Below are 18,487 nucleotides of genomic sequence, written 5' to 3' on the forward strand. Positions count from 1 at the left end.
CGGCTTAGTAGCTAAGCCGCTAAGTAGCTCTCTTTAAAACTTAAGCGTTAACCCCGCCAAAAAGTTTACACCCGCCTGCGGATAGTAATAGGCGCCTTCATAATAAAAGCCGTTGCTGCTGTATTCTTCATCAAAAATGTTGTTTACAAGGCCGCTCAGGGTTACTTCGGTAAACACCGCTTTTGGTTTAAAGGTGTAGGCAACGTTTATATCGGTAGTAGTGTAGGCTTTAAGCTTTGCACCTGCGGTTTCAAGGTTATCCATAAACTGTTCGCCCACATACTTGGTAGCCAGCATGGCAAACCACCCGTTTTTGTGGAAAATAAGCTGGTTAGCCCCTATCACACTTGGCGAAAAGGCAATCTCGGTATCGCCCAGGTTTTGCGGCCCGGCTTCGCCCTCTACAAAAAAGTCAACATTTTTATTGGCACTAACGGCAATATTTGGCCTAAGCACAAAGCTTTCGGTTAGTGCAATAGTAGCATCGGCCTCAAGCCCCAAACGGAAACTGTCGCCGCTGTTTGTATAAATAGGTGCGCCCACATCATCAAGCTGGCCGGTAAGCACCAGCTGGTCTTTGTAGCGCATGTAGTAGCCGTTTACGTTAATGGCAGTCTTACCGGTGTTGTAGCGCCAGCCCAGCTCAAAATCGTTAAGGCTTTCTGGCTTGCTGCTGCCGTTTTCATAGTCGTTGCGGCGCGGTTCTTTATTACCACGGGCATAGCTAAAATACAGCGTGTTGTTAGTGCCAAGCGCATAGGTTAAGCCCGCCTTTGGGTTTACAAAGTTAAAGGTATCGTCTACCGGGTCGGCCAGTACGCCATCGGCAGTATAGTTAACGGTACGGTATTGCAGGTCGGCATAAATGCCCAGTGCATTGGTTATGTTGTAGTTTGCCTTGGCATACACGTTAAAGTCGGTTTTAACGGCATCGTCATCATAATAATGGTCATCCGGCTGCAAATTAGCCGAATAGCGCGCCCATATTACTTCGCCAAAATGCGCACCTTCATACTTGTTCCATGCACCGCCCACAATAACGTTAAGGCCCTCGTTTTTATAGTTAGCTGAGAACGTAGTACCATAAAAATCGTTATCCAGCCACTTGCGGGTAATAAGGTCTTCTTCGGTAATAGTAACACCGTTTACCACCACGTTAGCCAGGCCATAATCGGCATAGGTGTCGTTATCACGGTAGTTTTCGTAGTATCCTTTACCCTTGGTGTAGTGCAGCGCCACATTAGTGCTCCAGTTGTCGTTTATGCGCTCGCTCCAGTGCAGCTGGTAGTGGTCCTGCCAGTAGTTATCGGTTTCGTTATTATAAAAACGCGTTTCGCCATTGGCATCGGTATACATACCACTGTAGTTAAAGCGGCGGTTTTCGGCCATGGTGGCGGCATCTATACCGTTCCATGCCTGGTAGGTGCGCTCGCTTCCGCCAAAAACCAGCGCCTTTATAAGCGTGGTGTTGCCGGCATAGGTTCCCTGTAAAAAAAACGACTTAAGGCTGCTCGTGGCCCTGTCTATATAACCATCGCTCTCAATATTACTTAAACGCCCGGCAAGTTCAAAACGGTCGTTCATTAAGCCTGAGCTGAATTTAACCGTGTGCTTGCGGCTGTTAAAGCTGCCAAAAGAGTTGCTTATTTCGCCCTCTGCCTTGTGCTTGTAGGTATCGGTCAGCACGTTAAGGCTTGCGCCAAATGCCCCTGCACCGTTGGTAGACGTACCCACACCGCGCTGTAGCTGTATGTTTTGTGCCGATGAGGCAAAATCGGGCATGTTAACCCAAAACGTACCCTGGCTTTCGGCATCGTTATACGGTATGCCGTTTATGGTAACGTTTACACGGCTGGCATCGGCGCCACGCACGCGAATACCGCTATAACCTATACCGTTACCGGCATCGGTAGTAGTAACCACGCTGGGCAGGTAGTTTAAAAGTGAAGGAATGTCCTGCCCCAGGTTGCGGGGGGCAAGCTCTTCTTTGCTCACGTTGCTAAAGGTAACCGGTGTGTTGCCCGTAGCGCGGACTGATTGTACCAGCACCTCATCAAGCTGCGTAATGGTGTCCTGCTGTACAGGCTGCTGCGCAAATGCGCCAACAGACGTTAGTGTTGCAGCAGCCAGCACTATTTTGCGGCTTTGCGGCTCAGTAGCTAAGCGGCTCAGTAGCTCAGTAGCTTTTTCGAATAAAATTTTCATCCGTAAAAATGTATTTACGAATAAAAGGGGTAATTATTCCTTTGTTAATAATGTTGTTATGTTAGTTTCCCGGCAGGCGGCGTGCACTCCGCATTGTTGCCATTATTTTCCCTTGGCGGCATTACCCGCCCAGGTTCATTGGGTATGATCTCAGCCCGATTATATAGGGCACCCCTTTGAGACGGCGCAAATGTAATTCAATTTATTTAAAAATTAAAAGATTGAATTATTGAAAAACGCATATCAAAACAAATGTTAAAAATATCTTAAAATTTAACAGTTTTAAAGTTGCAAATGCTAATTTTAATTGTTTCATTTGCAAGCGATAAGTAATTATCTGGTTTTGCATCTCAACTATTATCTTACATCTCAGCGGCTTGTGGTATTTTATACCGTGAGTTAAAATTATTTGTTTTGTTTAACCAAACCACCAGTTTAGCGCGATGAAATATATTGTTGTTAAAGAAAAACACAACCTCAAAGAACCCGGCTTTGTACAAAAAGTATGCAACGGCGCCACCCCACAAGCCATTTACAAAGTTACAGCTGCCCCCGGCCTGATACCCGTAACAGAAAGCGAGTTTAAAACCGGCACTACTTACATTATAAGGCTGTGCCGCGGCTATATAGTGCTGCTGCCCGAAAATACCCAAAACGCACACATACCGGCACTGGTTAAAGAGCTGGAAAAGCTGGCGTAGGTAATTTCAGGTTTTTGATTTCAGATTTCAGATTGAGCCGCATAGGCTAATGGTGTTTGCGCGAATTGACATACAAAAAAACTTGTTTTGTGTTTGTAATTATCTCTTTACTCACGAAAACTTTTATTGCTATATTTGCACCAGCAAAAAAACACCACCATGAAATATAACCGTATCCTGTTAAAACTTAGCGGCGAAGCCCTTATGGGCGAAAGGCAGTATGGCATAGACCCTGCAAGGCTTGCCGAATATGCCCGCGAAATAAAGCAAATTCACGACAAAGGCATCCAGATAGCCATTGTTATAGGCGGAGGCAACATCTTTAGGGGTTTGGCCGGGGCCAGCAATGGTATGGACAGGGTTCAGGGAGATTATATGGGCATGCTTGCCACCGTTATAAACGGCATGGCACTACAGGGCGCCCTTGAAGATGCCGGTATGCAAACACGCCTGCAAACAGCTCTTGAAATTAAGGCTATTGCAGAGCCGTATATTAAACGCCGCGCTGTGCGCCACCTTGAAAAAGGCCGTATTGTAATTTTTGGTGCCGGTACCGGTAACCCTTATTTTACTACCGATACTGCTGCCGTGCTTCGTGGTGTAGAGGTGCACGCCGATGTAATACTGAAAGGCACACGTGTAGACGGTATTTATACTGCCGACCCGGAGAAAGACCCTGCGGCGGTTAAGTATGACACGCTTACCTTTGCCGATGTGCTTGCCAAAGGCCTTAATGTAATGGATACTACAGCCTTTACACTAAGCCAGGAAAATGAGCTGCCTATTATTGTTTTTGACATGAATAAACCGGGCAACCTGGTTAAAGTGTGCGAAGGCGAGCTGGTGGGCACCACAGTTAACGTATAATTTTTACAACTCAAATAAAGCGGTAAAAGCTATGGAAGAAATTGAATTTATTTTAGACAGTACCAAAGAACAAATGGAAGGCAGCCTTGCGCACCTTGAAAAAGAGTTCTTAAACATACGCGCCGGTAAGGCAAGCCCTGCCATGCTGGGCGGCGTAAGGGTAGACTATTATGGCGCCAGCACACCGCTGAGCCAGGTGGCTAACATTAACACGCCCGATGCCCGCACCCTTACAGTTACCCCGTGGGAAAAAAACATGCTGGGCACTATAGAAAAGGCTATTATGATTGCCAACATAGGTTTTAACCCTATGAACAACGGCGAAAACATAATAATAAGCGTTCCTGCCCTTACCGAAGAGCGCAGGCGCGACCTGGTTAAGCAGGCTAAAAGTGAGGCCGAAGACGCTAAAATTGGCGTGCGTAACGCCCGTAAAGATGCCAATAACGACATCAAGAAACTTGAAAAAGACGGCGTAAGCGAAGATGCCTGCAAAAGCGCAGAAGATGATGTACAAAAGCTAACCGACAGCTTTATTAAAAAAGTTGACGAGCTTTTGGTGCTTAAGGAAGCTGAAATCATGAAAGTATAAGTACTGCAACAGTACAATTTAAGGGCTGCCAGTGGCAGCCCTTTTTGTTTTTTAACAGGTGTAATGCCGGTTTTAACGTGTTTTTCACAAAACAAGCCTTGGTAAACCGGTATATTGCACCATCACCTGTCTATATCATAACCAATTAATAACTTTAATTTAATTTTTATGAAAAGACACTTTATGTTTCTTACTGCCTGTATTTTAACCTTAGTATTTACCTCATGCAGCGATGATGACGACAACGGCAACGCAGGCGGCCCGGTACCCACAACTTTCCTTACGGTAACTGTAGACGGCGTAGAAAAAAGCTTTAGCAATGTACAGGGGCGCTGGGTAGACGGCGGCAACTTTCTTGAAATCAATGCTACTAACGATGGCATCGAGTGGGTAAGCTTTACCGTAATGAGCGAAACAACCCGCGTGCCGGCCGGTAATTATACACTTGACGATGGTTCGGCTTTTACCATACTGGCATTATACACGGCGGGTTCGGGCGCAAGCCAAAACTATGCTGCAACCCGCGGCACACTGGCCCCTGAAGATGCCTTTGCCCTGCAAATAAACCAGATTAGCAACACTAATGCAGAGGGCACATTCTCGGGCGTACTGGCATCGGTTGAAGGCGAAACCACACTGGGCACCGTAACCTTAACAAACGGCGCTTTCAGCACAAGCATAGGCCCTAATTAAAACATAATCTTATACACCCCCAAGGCAAAGGGCTGCTACATAGTATTGTAGACAGCCCTTTCATTGTATCATAAAGTTAGATAATTCTCGTTATCTTTACAGTATAAATAGACTGACATGCCAATTACCGCAGAAGAAAGATTAGAATTACTAAAGTGGGTAATGACTTTAGATGCTAACAGCGAGACATATCGAAAACTTGTGCAAATAAGAGGAGAGTTTGAAAGCAGGAATGAAAAACAGCCATCATAACAACAATTGTTTCCCTGGGCCGTTTTTACACCTAATGAAACCTTACACCTTTTTACTCTTACTATTTACCACCTTTACCGCCCTTGCGCAAGGCACCGTTACCATAACGGTTAAAGATGCGCAAACCGGCAGTGCGCTGCCATTTGCCACCATAACAGCGCAAAATCACACTTTTGTAACTGATGTAGACGGCAAGGTAGCCGCCGAAATACCCGTTGGCACTATAACCGCATCTTATACTGGTTATGCATCAGGAAATATTACTATTACTGCCAGCCAAAAATACTACACTATAAAACTACAGCCCGCTCCCGAAGTGTTACAGGAAGTACTGATTAACGGCAACAGCCCTGCGGTAGAAATTATGGGCAGGGCCATTCGGCGCAGGCCCATAAACGACCCGGAACGCAAGCTGCAAAGCTTTAGGTATAATACTTACGAAAAACTGGTGGTTACGGCCAACCCTGATTCTATAAGCGGGCAGCTCGACTCTATTTTTGAGTATGAAAACGCCGCTCGCATCTTTAAAAAGGTTGACAGTACTGAGTATAACTTTAAAAAACTCGTTAGCCGCCGCCACATTTACCAGACAGAGAAAGTATCGGAATTTAAATTCAACAAAGAACAGGGCCTTAAGGAAAACGTACTGGGCAGCCGCATGGCAGGCTTTAAGCAGCCGCTGTATGAACTGGTAGGGCTGCGTTTGCAAAGCTACTCGGTATACAGCGACAAGGTTATACTGCTCGAAACCAAGTATGCCGGGCCTATGGGCGCCACTGCCCTTGCCGACTACAGTTATAAAATTCTGGATACGGTAAAAATTGAAGGCCGCCCGGCTTACATGATTTATTTTAAGCCAAAATACCGCCACAAGAAAAAGCTTAACGGCATTTTATACATAGATACCGAAAACTATGGCGTGGCAAAGGCCGTTTTCCGTGTGCGCAATATTGCCGATGTTACTTCTACCCACTATTTTAGTTATGAAGACAGCCTGAAACTTTGGTTCCCAGACCGAAAGACGCTTAAAGTGGTTAAAGGCAACAACAAGGAAGACGTAAAAATAATGGGCGAAACCATAAAATTTGATGCTGTAGATGCCGAACCCGGCACCCGCGAAAAAGACCCCAGCGATTTTATATATGTATACAGCGAGTCGGCCAACTTTGAAAAGCAGTTTAACGTGCCGGTTACCATTCGCCGCACTGCCGTAGATGTAGAAATTAAAGACGAAGCCGTTAACCGCCCGGAGGAGTACTGGAACACCTACAGGCCGGATTCGCTCGATACGCGCAGCTTTAGCACCTATATGGACCTCGACAGTATTGTAGCAAAAGACAACTGGGAGCAGCGCATTATACTTGGGCGGCGTATTATAAACGGTTATATTCCGCTTGGCCCGGTAGACCTTGACCTGCGCCAGATTGCAAAATACAACAACTACGAAGGTTTCCGCCTGGGCGTTGGGTTTATAACTAACGATAAGGTTTCGCAAATTTTCCGCATTAATACCTATGGCGCTTATGGCACAAAAGATGGGCATTTTAAATACAGCGTGGGTGCAGGCATACGGCTGGGCCGTTTTAGCAACACCTGGATAGGCGGCTCATATACTGATGATGTAAAAGAAATTGGCCTTACCAGCTTTGCTACAGATAAGCGCATGTTTAAAATATACGACCCCCGCCCCATAAACGTGTCTACCTTTTATGGCTACCACAGCTGGCAGGGCTATGTAGAAACCCGCATTATTCCGCGTACTGAGAGTATGTGGCAGCTAACCCGCAGCAGTATAGACCCTAAGTTTAGCTACCTCTTCCGTGCAAACGGAAAAGAATACACTGATTTTAACCTGGTTACGGCATCGGTATCCCTACAATGGAACCCGTTTAGTTACTATATGCAAACCCCTAATGGCCGCGTAGAAGTAGAAAAGCGCTACCCTAAATTTGCGTTTCAGTACACACAGGCAATAAGGGATGTTGCCGGCGGCGACTTCAATTTTGGCAAGCTCGACCTGCGAGGCGAGTTTGAGCAAAAATACCTTAACGGGCAAAAAACCACCGCACTGGTGCAAACCGGCCTTGCCCTGGGCGATGTTCCGCTAACGCATTTATACAGCACATCGCCTAACAACCTCGATAAAAATAGTGTGATACAGCGCGTAACCTTTGCCGGCAAAAACAGCTTTGAAACCATGTACTTTAATGAGTTTTTCTCCAGCAGGTACATTATGGCACAGGTAAAGCACGGGTTAACCAAATTCACGGTACTGGGCGCTTTAAAACTGAGCCCTATGCTGGTAACGCGTGCCGTGTGGGGCAATCTTGACGATACCAACCGCCACCTCGGCCTGCCCTACAACACCCTCGAAAACGGCTATTATGAAAGCGGCGTAGAGTTTAACGAAATTTTTAAAGGCCTGGGCTTTGTGGCGTTTTACCGCTATGGCCCCTACAGCCTGCCGCAGTTTGACCGAAACATAGCGCTTAAAATATCGTTTGTACTTAATTTGTTTTGATTCCGTTTGCTATGATAAAGCTTATACCACGAAAAGACATTACAGTTTCAAAGAAAGTTATAGGCTCTGAACTGGCCAAAATACAACAGGCATTTTATGATGAAGATGCTTTACAGCTCTACAAAAATGATAACGAAGAACACCTGTATTGGGAAAAATTTGACCACCTGAACAGTGAGTCCTCAGCTCCTGAAACGTTTAACAAAATCCTTAGCCTCAACCATCGTGATATTGAAACATTTACTAACACATTGTCTGAAAAGGTTTTAGGGTTACTCCGGGCAATTGAATCTGAAAAACTTATTGTAATTTCCCATCTTAAAGTAGACTTTTTTGGAAACAGGGACAACAATTTTAAACCTTTGGTTGATGCTTATGCCCGGCTTGAAGAAATAGTGGGAAACAATACCTACAATGAAGCTTTTGAAGTTGACAAAGAAAGCCTGCCTGATTTTATAGCTGTTTTATTCTGGATTATAAGATGCGACCCCGGCGTTGCCGAGTATATTTTTCTGTTTGACGAAAAGGAACAGGTTGAATTATTTTTGTGTAAGTATGGAAACCTGCACCTGACTGAATTTAATAAAGAACAGCTAACAGAAAGCAGGCTAAACGCTTTAGGCTTTACAATTATCAAAGGTGATGAATTTGACAATTTTACGGATGACCTTAAGATTGGAGGGCGCCAAATAGAAATGTAGCCACCTCTTTACTGTATTTGATACAGATTTCAATCACTTTTGCAATATAGTAATACTAAAAAATCCTGCTTTTTACTACATTTGCAGGCATTTGCCTTTTGGCAGCAGCATAAAAAAATAAAAAGATTAACTTTTTTAGAAAATGAAAACCTACAAAGTAAAAGACCTGCTTAACAGCACTAAGCCTATTGATGATGTAATTGTAAAAGGATGGGTACGCACCTTTAGAAATAATCAGTTTATAGCGCTTAATGACGGGTCAATACTACACAATATACAGTGCGTGGTAGATTTTGAAAACACGCCTGCCGAAACCCTTAAGCGCATTACCACCGGTGCTGCCGTTGCTGTAAAAGGCAACCTTGCAGAAAGCCAGGGTGCGGGTCAAAAGTATGAGGTTAAGGTAACCGAACTGCAAATACTGGGCGACAGCGATGCTGAGAAATTCCCTATGCAGCCTAAAAAGCACTCCCTGGAATTTTTACGCGAAAATGCCCACCTTAGGGTGCGCACCAACGTGTTTGGCGCGGTTATGCGTGTGCGCAGCGTGCTGTCGTTCGCCATACACCAGTACTTTCAGGAAAGGGGCTTTGTGTATGTAAACACGCCTATTATTACCGGCAGCGATGCCGAGGGTGCAGGCGAGATGTTCCGTGTAACGGCGCTTCCGGCACAAAACCCACCGCTTACCGAAGATGGAAAGGTAGACTACAAGCAGGATTTCTTTGGTAAGGAAACCAACCTTACCGTATCGGGCCAGCTTGAGGGCGAAACCTTTGCCATGGCGCTTGGGCAAATTTACACGTTTGGACCTACCTTCCGTGCAGAAAACTCTAACACCAGCCGCCACCTTGCCGAGTTCTGGATGGTAGAGCCCGAGGTTGCATTTAACGACCTTGATGCCAATATGGACCTTGCTGAAGACTTTATTCAGTACGTTATAAAATATGCGGTAGAGCGTTGTGCTGATGACCTTAAATTCCTGGATCAGCGTCTTTTTGACGAAGAGAAATCAAAACCACAGGCAGAACGCAGCGAGCTTGGCCTTCTTGAGAAGCTGAACTTTGTTTTAGAGAACAACTTTAAGCGCGTAAGCTATACCGAGGCTATCGACATCCTTAAAAACAGCAAGCCGAACAAGAACAAGAAATTCAGCTACATAATAGACGAATGGGGTGCTGACCTGCAAAGTGAGCACGAACGCTATCTGGTAGAAAAGCACTTTAAGTGCCCGGTAATACTATTTGATTACCCAGCCAAAATCAAAGCTTTCTATATGAGGCTTAATGATGACAAGAAAACCGTGCGCGCTATGGACATATTGTTCCCGGGCATTGGCGAGATTGTGGGTGGCTCAGAAAGGGAAGAACGCCTTGACGTGCTTCAGGAAAAAATTGCCGAACTGGGCATAGACGAAAAAGAGCTGTGGTGGTATCTTGATACCCGCCGCTTTGGCACCGCTACCCACGCAGGTTTTGGCCTGGGCTTTGAGCGCCTTGTACTGTTTGTAACCGGTATGACTAACATCCGCGATGTGATTCCTTTCCCAAGGACACCACAGAATGCAGAGTTTTAATATAGAGTCCCGCTTTTCGCGGGACTTTTTTATTTCTACCGAAGCATAAAGTGCAGTAAAGTTTTGTACTTTTGATATAAATGATTGATGCAATGGATTTAAAAACGCGAAAATTGGGCCTTATTGAATATTTACTTCATATAACTGATGAAAAAGTATTTGACAAAATAGAAGCCTTAATCAAATCTGACTATACAGCTGAAGACCCCTTTACACAGGAGGAAATGATTGCCCGTGCCCTAAAGGCCGAAGAAGATTATAACGCAGGCAGATACCTGACAACAGAGGAGCTTGAAGAAGAAATGAAAAATTGGTAATGAAGACAGTTTGGACGCGATTTGCAGTAGAAAACCTTAAAAACATTTATATCTATTTTTTAGAAATCGCAGGCCCGGCAGTAGCCTCAAAAATCAGAAATGGTATTGTTGCCGAAAGCAAAAAAATCAGCAAACAGCCACTATCAGGGCAAATTCAGGAATCGCTGTTATCTCTTCGTCAGGAACACCGTTACATAATCAAAGGGCATTATAAAGTAATCTACAGGATTATTAACGAAGAAGTTGTAATAACCGATGTTTTTGACACAAGGCAACATCCGTCAAAAATGAACGACGACAATAGAAAGCTGTAAAAACTATACCTGCAAAAGCGCAGCGTTTTAATATGGAGTCCCGCCTTAGTGCAGGACTTTTTTATCTCTCCACAACACAAAAAAACCGCCTATCTCAAGGCGGTTTATATCATGTTAAAAGCAAATTACTTTGCTTTATTAGCTTCCTGTATGTATTTTTCAAGCGCCATGGTCATACTTGGCGTGCCTGGTGCCGGAGCCATAATATCTACACGCAGGCCGTGCTCAAGCGCTTCTTTTTGCGTTGTGCTGCCAAAAACAGCTATACGCGTATTGTTTTGCTGAAAATCAGGGAAATTTTTAAACAGCGATTTAATACCTGTTGGGCTAAAAAATGCCAGCACATCATAGTACACATCTTTAAGGTCGCTTAGGTCGCTCATCATGGTGCGGTAAAACGTACCCGGAGTCCAGTCTACCTTAAGGCTGTTAAGTACCTGTGGCATATCATCATTAAGCTGTTCAGATGCCGGAAGCAAAAACTTCTCATCTTTATACTTCTTGATAAGCGGCGCCAGGTCGGCAAAATCCTTCTGGCCCACATATATCTTACGCTTGCGGTACACTACATACTTTTGCAGGTAAAAGGCAATAGCTTCGCTCTGGCAAAAATACTTCATGGTTTCCGGCACTTTAAAACGCATTTCTTCGGCTACGCGAAAAAAGTGGTCTATAGAGTTCTTGCTGGTAAGAATAATTGCGGTGTAATTATTAAGGTCAATTTTCTGGGCCCTCACGTCTTTGGCAGATACACCCTCAACATGAATAAAAGGCCTGAAGTCTACCTTTACCTTCAGCTTGTGCTGAATTTCATAATAAGGAGAATTTTCTACCTTAGGTTCGGGTTGCGAAACGAGTATAGTTTTCACTTTCATAGTAATGTGATGCTACTTAATCCTAAGCTTTTGTAAACCAATAATACATGAAATAATAGGGTGCTATTTCAAGAGCGCAAAGATATAAAATAAAATAAAAGATTTTGCCCAGTATCAAATTTTGATAATTCCTTAATGAAAAGATGTAAGACGCTATGCTTGCTATAACTATTATTACTAAAACGATGTATAAAATAACAGGATTAATGTTATCATTATAAAACAGCACCACATTTACCGGCAACAGCAGCAGGCCTATATATGCCCTGTAGTTAACCTTTTGCAGGTTAAAAAGCTCGCTGAACTCTTCTATATCAAAAGATGTGGCTATAATTTTTTCAACAAGGTATTTTGCAAGTATAAAAACAAACAGCAGGGTAAAGAGCTGTATGTAGGTGCGCCAGTCGGTTTTAAATATAGGGTTGCCCTCTATTCCGGCAAGGCCAAAGCTGCTGAGCACAAACTGCAGCAAAAAGGCAAACGATATTACCTGAACCAAAAACAGCGAAATGGTAAACCAGCTCTGCATATTGGCACTGTCTTTATAAATTTTTGTATATTTATTAGACCAGCCCAGTTTGCTAAATTCGGCAAAGCGCACGGCAAAAACGTTGCGGTTAACGGCCACAAGGGTAAAAGCCAAAACAAAAAGCACTGTAGCCCAGTCTTTTGACCCAATTATACGTTCATGTAGCTCCATTTGTCCCATGCTGCAAAAATACGTTTTTTTGGCAAGGCATGTTTAATTATACTTTAATTATGTTTCGCACGTTTTTAAAATACGTTACTTTTGCATCAAATTTCACCGCCTTACTATGAGTTCAGGTATTGTAATAATCCCTACCTACAACGAGATTGAAAATATAGATGCTGTATTGCAGGCGGTGTTTGCACTATCTACCCCTTTTGACGTACTAATAGTAGACGACAACTCGCCCGATGGTACCGCCGCACGCGTAAAGCAGCTTCAGGAAACCTATCCTGCAGGCAGGCTGCACCTTGTAGTGCGCGCAGGCAAAAACGGGCTGGGCACGGCTTATGTGCATGGCTTTAAATGGGCTATTGAGCGCAGGTATGATTACATTTTTGAGATGGATGCCGACCTCTCGCATAACCCAGCCGACCTGGAGCGCCTGCATGAGGCCTGCCTTAAAGGAGCCGATATGAGCATTGGCTCGCGCTATGTAACCGGGGTAAATGTAGTTAACTGGCCCCTGAGCCGCGTGCTTATGAGCTATTTTGCATCAGTCTACGTGCGGTTTATAACCCGTGTAGACATTCGCGATGCCACAGCGGGGTTTGTATGCTACAAGCGCAAAGTACTGGAAAGCATAAACCTCGACAGGATTAAGTTTGTGGGCTATGCCTTTCAGATAGAAATGAAATACCGAACCTGGGCAAACGGTTTTAATATTGTAGAAGTGCCCATAATATTTACAGACCGCACCAAGGGTGTGAGCAAAATGAGCGGCGCCATTTTTAAAGAAGCCATTTTTGGCGTATTAACGCTGCGGATTAAAAAAATGCTGAACCGACTATAAGATTATAATGAACAGGATACTGATTAAGAATGCAAAAATTGTAAACGAAGGTTCAATTTTTGAAGGCGATGTTTTTATTGAAGACAAATACATTAAGGAAATTGCCGAAAAAATTAGCGCTAAGCACAGCGACGTTAAAATTATTGATGCCGAGGGGTCTTACCTTATTCCCGGGGCAATTGATGACCAGGTACACTTTCGTGAGCCGGGGCTAACCCACAAGGGCTCTATTGAAACCGAAAGCCGTGCTGCGGTGGCCGGTGGTGTAACATCTTTCATAGACCAGCCCAACACGGTGCCTAATGCCGTAACGCAGGAACTCCTGGCCGATAAGTATGCCCGCGCTGCCGAGGTTAGCTATGCTAACTATGGCTTTATGATGGGTGGCACTAACGACAACCTTGAGGAAATCCTGAAGACCGACCCTAAAAATGTGCCGGGTGTTAAGCTGTTCCTTGGCTCTTCTACAGGGAATATGCTGGTTGATAATCCTGAAACCATAGAAAAGATTTTCAGCAGCACACCTATGCTTATTGCAGTGCACTGCGAAGATGAGGCTACCATTAAGCACAACCTTGAAAAATACAAGGAAGAGTATGGCGATGATATCCCTGTAAAATTCCACCCGGAAATTCGCAGTGCCGAATCCTGTTATATCTCTTCTTCAAAAGCGGTTGAGCTGGCCAAGAAAACCGGCGCAAGGCTGCACGTTTTCCACGTAAGCACGGCTAAAGAGCTGGATTTGTTTACTAATAAAATTCCGCTTGAGGAGAAAAAAATTACCGCCGAGGTGTGTATACACCACCTGTGGTTTACCGATGCCGATTATGAAAAGAAAGGTGCACTGATTAAATGGAACCCTGCCGTTAAATCTGCCGCCGACCGCGATGCGCTATGGAAAGCCCTTAACGACGACCGTATAGACGTTATTGCTACAGACCACGCCCCGCACACGCTTGAGGAAAAGAAAAACCCTTACACCTCTTCGCCAAGCGGCGGCCCGCTGGTACAGCATTCGGTTGTAGCCATGTTTGAGGCCTACCACCAAAAGAAAATATCTATTGAAAAAATAGTAGAGAAAATGGCCCACAACCCGGCCAAACTCTTTAAAATAGACAAAAGGGGCTTTATCCGCGAAGGCTATTTTGCCGACCTGGTTATTGTAAACCCGGGCCTGCCATGGAATGTTAAAAAAGAAAACATCCTGGCCAAGTGCGGCTGGTCTCCGTTTGAAGGCGTTAACTTCAAATCAAGGATTACTCACACCTTTGTAAACGGACAGCTGGTATACAGCAACTGGAAAGTTAAAGACATAAAAGCCGGAGAAAGGCTTACGTTTGACAGGTAAGAAGCTTCTGAGCAACTTAGCTGCTTAGCAAGAATATAGAAACAGCCTGCTCAACTTGATGAAGCAGGCTGTTTTTTTATGCCCTGACGGGTATAATTTCTATCTTTGGCATTCAATTTGTTTTTACAAAAGCATGAAAAAAACAGCATCAATCATTATATCAGCGGTATTGCTTGCGGCATGTGGCGGGCCTGAAAAACCCAAAAAGCTCCTTAGCCAGCAGGAAATGGAAAATATAACGTATGATATTTCGCTATTGCAGGCCATTCGCAGTTTTGCACCGCAAAAGCTTACCGATAATAATGTTGAGGCACACACCTACATTTATAAAAAGTATAAGATTGACAGCCTTACGCTGGCGCAAAACCAGATGTATTATGCGCAGGATTTAGAAACGTTTAAAAAAATCCAGCAAAGCGTGGCTGAAAGGCTTAAGGCCGATAAAACAAAGGCATCTCCTAAAGATAAAACTACAGCACCGGCTACTGCAACCACACCTCCGGCACAAGTTGCTGTGCCCCCTCAAAAAACAAGCCCAGCACCCAATGTTCCTGTACAAACGCCCGAACAAAAGGCTATAGCCAAACACAAGCGCGATTCAGTTAGGGCCGCTGCTGAGAAAAAGCTGAAGCGAGCGCCTTTACATAAGGTAAAGCAGGAGTAAACGTATATCCTGTAGCAGCAACCATTTTTTTATTGTCATACGTTTCTGTGGCATGGCTTGAGTGTGCCATACTGCGGGTTAGCATACGCTTTTTGCCCGTTAGTTTGCTCAGCAGCCAGTCGGCACGCCAGCCAATGCCCGTAAGCAGTTTTGTAGCATACATGGCAGGCCCTTTTTTATGCATACCACTTGCAATAGCATCAAGCAATTCTTTAAAGTCAGGATTATCGGCTACCAGAATATAGCGTTCGCCGGTATAACTACCTTCCATAAGCAGCAGCATGCTATTTACCACATCTTCAACCGCCACAATGCCGCAGCGCCCAAGGGTGTAAAAATACTGCCCGCGCTTTACAGCCTTTAGTACAGCACCACTACCCTGATCCCAAAAACCGTGGCCAAAAATTAGCCCGGGATTCACAACCACCACACTTAGCCCTTCCTGCCAGGCGCGCCACACTTCCATCTCAGCACCATACTTACTAATGGCATAATCGTTATGGCGTACTTCGGGGTTCCAGTCGGTTTCCTCATCAATCACACCGCCGGGCAGTAGTGGGTCGCCCAGGGCAGCAATAGAGCTTACGTGGCAAAACTTCTGCACGCCAAAAGCCAGCGCACAGTTTACCATATTGGCCGTGCCCTCTATATTTACCTTGCGTAACTCTTCTTCCTCACGCGGGTCGAACGATACATTTGCCGCGCAATGGTACACGTGCGTAACACCGGCAAAAGCATCTTCAAGGGTTGGAATATCGGTAACATCGCCCTGCACCCATTGTATGGCATCAAAAAATTCTGCCTTGCCATAGTGGGCAAACAGGTTTTTGGTTTTGGCAATATTGCCGGGTGTGCGATACAGGGCACGCACAGGCTGCATGCCTTCGGTAAGCTTCAATAACAGGTGGGCACCTACAAGCCCGGTGCCTCCGGTAACTAATATCATAATTACAAAGTTAAGAAGATTGCGGGTTGTCTGTATCACAAAGTTTCGCAAAGGAGGCACAAAGAACCGCGAAGATTTAAATCCTCCTTTGTGAAACTTTGCGAAAGATGTCTTTATTCTCGAAATAACAATGCATTATTTTACAAATGTTTATTTGTGGTATACCAAGGCTTTGTATTTTTGCACCTCAATAATTCTTTAACAATGAAAAATTTAGTAACCGAACTGCAATGGAGGGGGCTTGTGCACGACATTATGCCCGGAACAGAAGATCAACTGCTTAAAGAAAGCACCACGGCTTATATAGGCTTTGACCCAACTTCTGATTCGCTACACATAGGCAGCCTGGTTCCCATAATACTACTGGTACACCTAAAGCGTTTTGGCCACAGGCCGGTTGCCCTTGTGGGCGGCGCTACAGGCATGATAGGCGACCCAAGCGGCAAGAGCGATGAGCGCAACCTGCTTGACGAAGCCACACTAAACAAAAACGTTGAGGGCATTAAAGGTATCCTTTCGCGTTTTTTGGATTTTAATTCAACGGAAGCCAATGCGCCGGTGCTGGTTAACAACTACGACTGGATGAAGGAATTCTCCTTTATTGGATTTGTGCGCGATGTAGGCAAGCGTATTACCGTAAACTACATGATGTCTAAAGACTCGGTTAAAAAGAGGCTTAACGGCGAGGCAGGCAACGGTATGTCGTTCACTGAGTTTACCTACCAGCTTATACAGGGGTATGACTTTTACCACCTGCACAAAACCCTGGGCGTTAAACTGCAAATGGGTGGCTCTGACCAGTGGGGTAACATAACCACGGGTACTGAGCTGGTGCGCCGCATGAACGACGAAGGCAATAAAGAGGCCTTTGCCATGACGTGCCCGCTTATTACCAAGGCAGACGGCTCTAAATTTGGCAAAAGCGAGGGTGGCAACGTGTGGCTTACCGCCGATAAAACATCGCCGTACAAGTTTTACCAGTTTTGGCTGAAGGTTAAAGACGAAGATGCCGAAAAGTATATTAAGATATTTACTTTCCTTACAGAGCCGGAAATTGAAGCTATAATTGAAGAACACAAGCAGGCGCCACACCTTTGGGCACTGCAAAGAAGGCTTGCCGCCGAGGTAACCAAATTTGTTCACGGTGAGGAAGCCCTTGAAGACGCCATTAAAAAATCAGAGTTTGTATTTTCTAAATACACCAAAGAAGACCTTGCCACACTTGACGAGGCTTTCTTTACCGATATTTTTGGTGAATTCTTTACCGCAGAAGTATCGGCTGCCGACCTTGAAAACACACAGGGTGCTATTGAGCAGCTGGCTGAGCTTACGGGTATTTTCCCGTCGAGGGGCGAATCGCGCAAGGCGCTTGCCGCTAATGCGGTTGCCATAAACAGGGAAAAGATAAATGCCGACTACAAACTAAGCGATAAAGACCTGCTGCTGGGTAAATACATACTGGTACAGCACGGTAAAAACAAATATTATGTAATTACAGTTAAATAAGAAAAGCGGTTCGAAAGAGCCGCTTTTTTGTTACTAAGGATTACTACTGTAATATTTTTGTACAGAGCTTATAACATCATACATGTTAATCTGCCTTGGGCTTTTAGGAGGGTTAAACATATAAATTCCGGTTAGATACTGTACAGTATCAAGGTTTCCAGCTTATCAGGCGGCAGGCTATACAGCACGGCGCATTTTTCAGCAATAACTATAGTGTCGTTACCGGGATTTAATTTTGCTATAGTGGTTTTATTTTTACATGACACAAAAGCAAAAATGAGCATTAAACTTAAATATTTCATAGTAAAGAGATTGGCTACCAATATAACTCTTTTGCAATTAGGTTTAGTACCCGCTTAAAACAAAAAAACCGCCCTGTGGCGGTATGTATTAATCTAAAGACCAGTCAAACTCCTTAAGGAACAGGTTTTGGTTTTTACCTCCCTCTACTTCCATAATACAGCAGTCGCTGCTGGAGTGGGCATCATCGCTGTTGCGGCAGTAAATTTCGCCATCTGCATCAATGCCTATGTAAAAGTGGTCGGCATTGTAGTTTGCTGCCCCGGCACTACGCACATTTTTAGGGTTAGAGCCGTGCAGGTAAAAACCATCGGCATCATCTTCTACCTTTATGTCCATTTCAATAAGGCGGTCGCCACTACCGTTGTTGTACAGTACCCGCATTTTGCCTGTATTGTCGTCAAAAATAACCGCTGCTACGCTGTGCAGTGTTTGGGAAGAAGGAATAAACTTAATGTGATACACCTCCTGGGCTTTAGCCATAAAAGGCAACATCATTAGCAGTAAAAACAGTATTTTTTTCATGGTAAGGGATTTTAGCACAACTAAATTATGTTAAAGAAACCTA

Annotated in this window: 19 protein-coding genes; 13 read left to right on the top strand and 6 right to left on the bottom strand. The window is 44.6% G+C overall.

The features are described 5' to 3' along the window. Window positions 1–33: 33 nt before the first annotated feature. Window positions 34–2,205, bottom strand: a complete 2,172-nt coding sequence (locus AM279_RS11840) for a TonB-dependent receptor (RefSeq protein WP_054408247.1) — start codon at window positions 2,203–2,205, stop codon at window positions 34–36. Between the two features lie 443 nt (window positions 2,206–2,648). On the opposite strand from AM279_RS11840, the gene AM279_RS11845 reads away from it, so the two are divergent. From AM279_RS11845 to AM279_RS11885, 9 genes are all read left to right on the top strand, one after another. After that, the gene (locus AM279_RS11845) at window positions 2,649–2,906 is read left to right on the top strand and encodes a hypothetical protein (RefSeq protein ID WP_054408248.1); all 258 of its coding nucleotides are present in this window, start codon (window positions 2,649–2,651) and stop codon (window positions 2,904–2,906) included. A 159-nt stretch (window positions 2,907–3,065) separates the two neighbouring features. After that, entirely contained in the window at window positions 3,066–3,773 is a 708-nt protein-coding gene (gene pyrH, locus AM279_RS11850; RefSeq protein ID WP_054408249.1) for a UMP kinase, read from the top strand. Between the two features lie 31 nt (window positions 3,774–3,804). Further along, on the top strand, window positions 3,805–4,365 hold the full coding sequence (gene frr / locus AM279_RS11855) for a ribosome recycling factor (protein WP_054408250.1): 561 nt from the start codon (window positions 3,805–3,807) through the stop codon (window positions 4,363–4,365). Window positions 4,366–4,533: 168 nt separating this feature from the next. Beyond that, a complete protein-coding gene (locus AM279_RS11860; RefSeq protein WP_143090431.1) occupies window positions 4,534–5,058 on the top strand; it encodes a hypothetical protein in 525 nt (174 codons plus the stop codon). Window positions 5,059–5,344: 286 nt separating this feature from the next. Further along, the gene (locus AM279_RS11865; protein WP_054408252.1) at window positions 5,345–7,831 is read left to right on the top strand and encodes a DUF5686 family protein; all 2,487 of its coding nucleotides are present in this window, start codon (window positions 5,345–5,347) and stop codon (window positions 7,829–7,831) included. Between the two features lie 11 nt (window positions 7,832–7,842). Next, window positions 7,843–8,532 carry a hypothetical protein gene (locus tag AM279_RS11870; RefSeq protein ID WP_054408253.1) on the top strand — a complete coding sequence of 230 codons (690 nt, stop codon included), beginning with the start codon at window positions 7,843–7,845 and terminating at the stop codon, window positions 8,530–8,532. 142 nt (window positions 8,533–8,674) lie between these two features. After that, complete coding sequence (gene asnS / locus AM279_RS11875) at window positions 8,675–10,108, top strand: asparagine--tRNA ligase (protein ID WP_054408254.1); 1,434 nt, start codon at window positions 8,675–8,677, stop codon at window positions 10,106–10,108. Between the two features lie 92 nt (window positions 10,109–10,200). Continuing rightward, complete coding sequence (locus tag AM279_RS11880) at window positions 10,201–10,425, top strand: hypothetical protein (RefSeq protein WP_074961662.1); 225 nt, start codon at window positions 10,201–10,203, stop codon at window positions 10,423–10,425. Continuing rightward, window positions 10,425–10,739 carry a type II toxin-antitoxin system RelE/ParE family toxin gene (locus AM279_RS11885; protein ID WP_054408256.1) on the top strand — a complete coding sequence of 105 codons (315 nt, stop codon included), beginning with the start codon at window positions 10,425–10,427 and terminating at the stop codon, window positions 10,737–10,739. Before AM279_RS11880 ends, AM279_RS11885 begins: the two co-directional genes overlap by 1 nt. 125 nt (window positions 10,740–10,864) lie before the next feature. Here AM279_RS11885 and AM279_RS11890 read toward each other — a convergent pair whose 3' ends face one another. Together AM279_RS11890 and AM279_RS11895 are read right to left on the bottom strand one after the other, a co-directional pair. Next, window positions 10,865–11,614: a uroporphyrinogen-III synthase gene (locus tag AM279_RS11890; RefSeq protein WP_054408257.1), complete on the bottom strand. Its 750-nt coding sequence runs from the start codon at window positions 11,612–11,614 to the stop codon at window positions 10,865–10,867. A gap of 22 nt (window positions 11,615–11,636) precedes the next feature. Further along, complete coding sequence (locus AM279_RS11895; protein WP_316948692.1) at window positions 11,637–12,314, bottom strand: DUF4271 domain-containing protein; 678 nt, start codon at window positions 12,312–12,314, stop codon at window positions 11,637–11,639. A gap of 115 nt (window positions 12,315–12,429) precedes the next feature. Between AM279_RS11895 and AM279_RS11900 the strand changes: the two genes are divergently transcribed. The 3 genes from AM279_RS11900 to AM279_RS11910 all read left to right on the top strand — a co-directional run bounded on the left by AM279_RS11900 (window position 12,430) and on the right by AM279_RS11910 (window position 15,167). Next, window positions 12,430–13,155: a polyprenol monophosphomannose synthase gene (locus tag AM279_RS11900; RefSeq protein WP_054408259.1), complete on the top strand. Its 726-nt coding sequence runs from the start codon at window positions 12,430–12,432 to the stop codon at window positions 13,153–13,155. A gap of 7 nt (window positions 13,156–13,162) precedes the next feature. Next, window positions 13,163–14,503 carry a dihydroorotase gene (locus tag AM279_RS11905; RefSeq protein WP_054408260.1) on the top strand — a complete coding sequence of 447 codons (1,341 nt, stop codon included), beginning with the start codon at window positions 13,163–13,165 and terminating at the stop codon, window positions 14,501–14,503. A gap of 133 nt (window positions 14,504–14,636) precedes the next feature. Continuing rightward, window positions 14,637–15,167: a DUF4296 domain-containing protein gene (locus AM279_RS11910; protein ID WP_054408261.1), complete on the top strand. Its 531-nt coding sequence runs from the start codon at window positions 14,637–14,639 to the stop codon at window positions 15,165–15,167. Here the strand turns inward: AM279_RS11910 and AM279_RS11915 are convergent. After that, window positions 15,106–16,113 (bottom strand): NAD-dependent epimerase/dehydratase family protein, encoded by a 1,008-nt coding sequence (locus AM279_RS11915; protein ID WP_054408262.1) that lies wholly within the window; start codon window positions 16,111–16,113, stop codon window positions 15,106–15,108. The genes AM279_RS11910 and AM279_RS11915 overlap by 62 nt on opposite strands. 204 nt (window positions 16,114–16,317) lie before the next feature. Between AM279_RS11915 and tyrS the strand changes: the two genes are divergently transcribed. Next, a complete protein-coding gene (gene tyrS, locus AM279_RS11920; RefSeq protein ID WP_054408263.1) occupies window positions 16,318–17,619 on the top strand; it encodes a tyrosine--tRNA ligase in 1,302 nt (433 codons plus the stop codon). Window positions 17,620–17,750: 131 nt separating this feature from the next. Here tyrS and AM279_RS20645 read toward each other — a convergent pair whose 3' ends face one another. Together AM279_RS20645 and AM279_RS11925 are read right to left on the bottom strand one after the other, a co-directional pair. Next, window positions 17,751–17,921 carry a hypothetical protein gene (locus AM279_RS20645; RefSeq protein WP_160316447.1) on the bottom strand — a complete coding sequence of 57 codons (171 nt, stop codon included), beginning with the start codon at window positions 17,919–17,921 and terminating at the stop codon, window positions 17,751–17,753. 88 nt (window positions 17,922–18,009) lie between these two features. Continuing rightward, window positions 18,010–18,444 carry a hypothetical protein gene (locus AM279_RS11925; protein ID WP_054408264.1) on the bottom strand — a complete coding sequence of 145 codons (435 nt, stop codon included), beginning with the start codon at window positions 18,442–18,444 and terminating at the stop codon, window positions 18,010–18,012. Window positions 18,445–18,487 lie beyond the last annotated feature (43 nt).

Source organism: Flavobacterium akiainvivens (genome assembly GCF_001278115.1).
Lineage (GTDB): Bacteria > Bacteroidota > Bacteroidia > Flavobacteriales > Flavobacteriaceae > Flavobacterium > Flavobacterium akiainvivens.